This is a genomic window from Pseudomonas sp. Irchel 3E13 (genome assembly GCF_900187455.1).
GTDB lineage: Bacteria > Pseudomonadota > Gammaproteobacteria > Pseudomonadales > Pseudomonadaceae > Aquipseudomonas.
In genome coordinates this window covers 1-5417 of record NZ_FYDX01000037.1, presented here as the reverse complement: position 1 = coordinate 5417, position 5417 = coordinate 1, and the positions used below count along the sequence as shown (strand labels likewise).

At 51.4% G+C, this 5417-nt stretch carries 2 tRNA genes and 3 rRNA genes; all 5 read right to left on the bottom strand.

The window, feature by feature from the left end:
* Positions 1-49 precede the first annotated feature (49 nt).
* Positions 50-165, bottom strand: a 5S ribosomal RNA gene (gene rrf / locus CKW37_RS32180).
* A 145-nt stretch (positions 166-310) separates the two neighbouring features.
* A 23S ribosomal RNA gene (locus CKW37_RS32175) occupies positions 311-3200 on the bottom strand.
* Positions 3201-3427: 227 nt separating this feature from the next.
* Positions 3428-3503, bottom strand: a tRNA-Ala gene (locus tag CKW37_RS32170).
* Between the two features lie 6 nt (positions 3504-3509).
* Positions 3510-3586, bottom strand: a tRNA-Ile gene (locus CKW37_RS32165).
* An 84-nt stretch (positions 3587-3670) separates the two neighbouring features.
* Positions 3671-5207 (bottom strand): 16S ribosomal RNA (locus tag CKW37_RS32160).
* The 16S, 23S and 5S rRNA genes sit together here with 2 tRNA genes alongside, the layout of an rRNA operon.
* Between the last annotated feature and the right edge of the window lie 210 nt (positions 5208-5417).

Sequence of the window (5417 nt, the reverse complement as noted above, 5' to 3'; positions counted from 1 at the left end):
AAAGACAAAACCCCTACCTGCATACGCAGATAGGGGTTTCGGAATTTAATCTTGACGATGACCTACTCTCACATGGAGAAGCTCCACACTACCATCGGCGATGCATCGTTTCACTGCTGAGTTCGGGATGGGATCAGGTGGTTCCAATGCTCTATGGTCGTCAAGAAATTCTGTGTGCTCGTCCGCCTTTCGACGTCCGCGCAAATCGGGTATGTGATGTTTGTGGGTTCACGAATTTTCGAGCGTTTCGTCTTCACCACCACAATTCGGTGCCCTGTCTCCAGAAGCAGTCAAATTGCTTGGGTGTTATATGGTCAAGCCTCACGGGCAATTAGTATTGGTTAGCTCAACGCCTCACAGCGCTTACACACCCAACCTATCAACGTCGTAGTCTTCGACGGCCCTTCAGGGAGCTCAAGGCTCCAGTGAGATCTCATCTTGAGGCAAGTTTCCCGCTTAGATGCTTTCAGCGGTTATCTCTTCCGAACATAGCTACCCGGCAATGCCACTGGCGTGACAACCGGAACACCAGAGGTTCGTCCACTCCGGTCCTCTCGTACTAGGAGCAGCCCCTCTCAAATCTCAAACGTCCACGGCAGATAGGGACCGAACTGTCTCACGACGTTCTAAACCCAGCTCGCGTACCACTTTAAATGGCGAACAGCCATACCCTTGGGACCGGCTTCAGCCCCAGGATGTGATGAGCCGACATCGAGGTGCCAAACACCGCCGTCGATATGAACTCTTGGGCGGTATCAGCCTGTTATCCCCGGAGTACCTTTTATCCGTTGAGCGATGGCCCTTCCATACAGAACCACCGGATCACTAAGACCTACTTTCGTACCTGCTCGACGTGTCTGTCTCGCAGTCAAGCGCGCTTTTGCCTTTATACTCTACGACCGATTTCCGACCGGTCTGAGCGCACCTTCGTACTCCTCCGTTACTCTTTAGGAGGAGACCGCCCCAGTCAAACTACCCACCATACACTGTCCTCGATCCGGATAACGGACCTGAGTTAGAACCTCAAAGTTGCCAGGGTGGTATTTCAAGGATGGCTCCACGCGAACTGGCGTCCACGCTTCAAAGCCTCCCACCTATCCTACACAAGCAAATTCAAAGTCCAGTGCAAAGCTATAGTAAAGGTTCACGGGGTCTTTCCGTCTAGCCGCGGATACACTGCATCTTCACAGCGATTTCAATTTCACTGAGTCTCGGGTGGAGACAGCGCCGCCATCGTTACGCCATTCGTGCAGGTCGGAACTTACCCGACAAGGAATTTCGCTACCTTAGGACCGTTATAGTTACGGCCGCCGTTTACCGGGGCTTCGATCAAGAGCTTCGCGTTAGCTAACCCCATCAATTAACCTTCCGGCACCGGGCAGGCGTCACACCCTATACGTCCACTTTCGTGTTTGCAGAGTGCTGTGTTTTTAATAAACAGTCGCAGCGGCCTGGTATCTTCGACCGGCATGGGCTTACGGAGCAAGTCCTTAACCCTCGCCGGCGCACCTTCTCCCGAAGTTACGGTGCCATTTTGCCTAGTTCCTTCACCCGAGTTCTCTCAAGCGCCTTGGTATTCTCTACCCAACCACCTGTGTCGGTTTGGGGTACGGTTCCTAGTTATCTGAAGCTTAGAAGCTTTTCTTGGAAGCATGGCATCAACCACTTCGCGCTCTAAGAGCGCTCGTCATCAGCTCTCGGCCTTAAGATCCCGGATTTACCTAAGATCTCAGCCTACCACCTTAAACTTGGACAACCAACGCCAAGCTGGCCTAGCCTTCTCCGTCCCTCCATCGCAATAACTAGAAGTACAGGAATATTAACCTGTTTTCCATCGACTACGCTTTTCAGCCTCGCCTTAGGGACCGACTAACCCTGCGTCGATTAACGTTGCGCAGGAAACCTTGGTCTTTCGGCGTGGGAGTTTTTCACTCCCATTGTCGTTACTCATGTCAGCATTCGCACTTCTGATACCTCCAGCAAGCTTCTCAACTCACCTTCACAGGCTTACAGAACGCTCCTCTACCGCATCACCTAAGTGATACCCGTAGCTTCGGTGTATGGTTTGAGCCCCGTTACATCTTCCGCGCAGGCCGACTCGACTAGTGAGCTATTACGCTTTCTTTAAAGGGTGGCTGCTTCTAAGCCAACCTCCTAGCTGTCTAAGCCTTCCCACATCGTTTCCCACTTAACCATAACTTTGGGACCTTAGCTGACGGTCTGGGTTGTTTCCCTTTTCACGACGGACGTTAGCACCCGCCGTGTGTCTCCCATGCTCGGCACTTGTAGGTATTCGGAGTTTGCATCGGTTTGGTAAGTCGGGATGACCCCCTAGCCGAAACAGTGCTCTACCCCCTACAGTGATACATGAGGCGCTACCTAAATAGCTTTCGAGGAGAACCAGCTATCTCCGAGCTTGATTAGCCTTTCACTCCGATCCACAGGTCATCCGCTAACTTTTCAACGGTAGTCGGTTCGGTCCTCCAGTCAGTGTTACCTAACCTTCAACCTGCCCATGGATAGATCGCCCGGTTTCGGGTCTATACCCAGCGACTAAACGCCCTATTAAGACTCGCTTTCGCTACGCCTCCCCTATTCGGTTAAGCTCGCCACTGAATATAAGTCGCTGACCCATTATACAAAAGGTACGCAGTCACCTAACAAAGTAGGCTCCCACTGCTTGTACGCATACGGTTTCAGGATCTATTTCACTCCCCTCTCCGGGGTTCTTTTCGCCTTTCCCTCACGGTACTGGTTCACTATCGGTCAGTCAGTAGTATTTAGCCTTGGAGGATGGTCCCCCCATATTCAGACAAAGTTTCTCGTGCTCCGTCCTACTCGATTTCATTGATAAGAGATTTTCGTGTACGGGGCTATCACCCACTATGGCGGCACTTTCCAGAGCCTTCCACTAATCTCAAATCAACTTAAGGGCTAGTCCCCGTTCGCTCGCCACTACTAAGGGAATCTCGGTTGATTTCTTTTCCTCAGGGTACTTAGATGTTTCAGTTCCCCTGGTTCGCCTCTTACACCTATGTATTCAGTGTAAGATAACCATCTTATGATGGCTGGGTTCCCCCATTCAGAGATCTCCGGATCAAAGTCTGTTTGCCGACTCCCCGGAGCTTATCGCAGGCTACCACGTCTTTCATCGCCTCTGACTGCCAAGGCATCCACCGTATGCGCTTCTTCACTTGACCATATAACCCCAAGCAATCTGGTTATACTGTGAAGACGACATTCGCCGAAAATTCATGATTAAACTCACAAATTTTACCTTAGCCTGAACAAACACCAGTGAAAGTGCTGTCCAGTCTATCTTTCTATCACATACCCAAATTTTTAAAGAACGATTCTGATAAAGTTCAGAAATCAATATTCGAGCAGAATATTCATTTCTAAGCTTTGACATAGGTGCAAGAGGGGGTGGTGGAGCCAAGCGGGATCGAACCGCTGACCTCCTGCGTGCAAGGCAGGCGCTCTCCCAGCTGAGCTATGGCCCCAGCAATTGGTGGGTCTGGGCAGATTCGAACTGCCGACCTCACCCTTATCAGGGGTGCGCTCTAACCAACTGAGCTACAGACCCAATCGAAGGTTGCTAACCTAATCGTCTTCTTCAATGAATCAAGCAATTCGTGTGGGAGCTTATGAAGCGGCTGATGTCGTCGATTAAGGAGGTGATCCAGCCGCAGGTTCCCCTACGGCTACCTTGTTACGACTTCACCCCAGTCATGAATCACACCGTGGTAACCGTCCTCCCGAAGGTTAGACTAGCTACTTCTGGTGCAACCCACTCCCATGGTGTGACGGGCGGTGTGTACAAGGCCCGGGAACGTATTCACCGCGACATTCTGATTCGCGATTACTAGCGATTCCGACTTCACGCAGTCGAGTTGCAGACTGCGATCCGGACTACGATCGGTTTTGTGAGATTAGCTCCACCTCGCGGCTTGGCGACCCTCTGTACCGACCATTGTAGCACGTGTGTAGCCCAGGCCGTAAGGGCCATGATGACTTGACGTCATCCCCACCTTCCTCCGGTTTGTCACCGGCAGTCTCCTTAGAGTGCCCACCATTATGTGCTGGTAACTAAGGACAAGGGTTGCGCTCGTTACGGGACTTAACCCAACATCTCACGACACGAGCTGACGACAGCCATGCAGCACCTGTGTCAGAGTTCCCGAAGGCACCAATCCATCTCTGGAAAGTTCTCTGCATGTCAAGGCCTGGTAAGGTTCTTCGCGTTGCTTCGAATTAAACCACATGCTCCACCGCTTGTGCGGGCCCCCGTCAATTCATTTGAGTTTTAACCTTGCGGCCGTACTCCCCAGGCGGTCAACTTAATGCGTTAGCTGCGCCACTAAAATCTCAAGGATTCCAACGGCTAGTTGACATCGTTTACGGCGTGGACTACCAGGGTATCTAATCCTGTTTGCTCCCCACGCTTTCGCACCTCAGTGTCAGTATGAGCCCAGGTGGTCGCCTTCGCCACTGGTGTTCCTTCCTATATCTACGCATTTCACCGCTACACAGGAAATTCCACCACCCTCTGCCCTACTCTAGCTCGCCAGTTTTGGATGCAGTTCCCAGGTTGAGCCCGGGGATTTCACATCCAACTTAACGAACCACCTACGCGCGCTTTACGCCCAGTAATTCCGATTAACGCTTGCACCCTCTGTATTACCGCGGCTGCTGGCACAGAGTTAGCCGGTGCTTATTCTGTCGGTAACGTCAAAACACTAACGTATTAGGTTAATGCCCTTCCTCCCAACTTAAAGTGCTTTACAATCCGAAGACCTTCTTCACACACGCGGCATGGCTGGATCAGGCTTTCGCCCATTGTCCAATATTCCCCACTGCTGCCTCCCGTAGGAGTCTGGACCGTGTCTCAGTTCCAGTGTGACTGATCATCCTCTCAGACCAGTTACGGATCGTAGCCTTGGTGAGCCATTACCTCACCAACTAGCTAATCCGACCTAGGCTCATCTGATAGCGCAAGGCCCGAAGGTCCCCTGCTTTCTCCCGTAGGACGTATGCGGTATTAGCGTTCCTTTCGAAACGTTGTCCCCCACTACCAGGCAGATTCCTAGGTATTACTCACCCGTCCGCCGCTGAATCGAAGAGCAAGCTCTTCTCATCCGCTCGACTTGCATGTGTTAGGCCTGCCGCCAGCGTTCAATCTGAGCCATGATCAAACTCTTCAGTTCAATACTGCTTGGGTTTTGAGAAAACCCTAAACTTGGCTCAGCAATCTCAAAATGAACTATTTCGATTTCTCGTATAGTCACTTGTGATGCTGATAATCTTGCTGACTATCAGTCCAAATTCACAAGCACCCACACGAATTGCTTGATTCAATTGTTAAAGAGCGGTTGGTTAAGAGCTTTTCGTCTCAACCGAGGCGCGCATTCTACGCT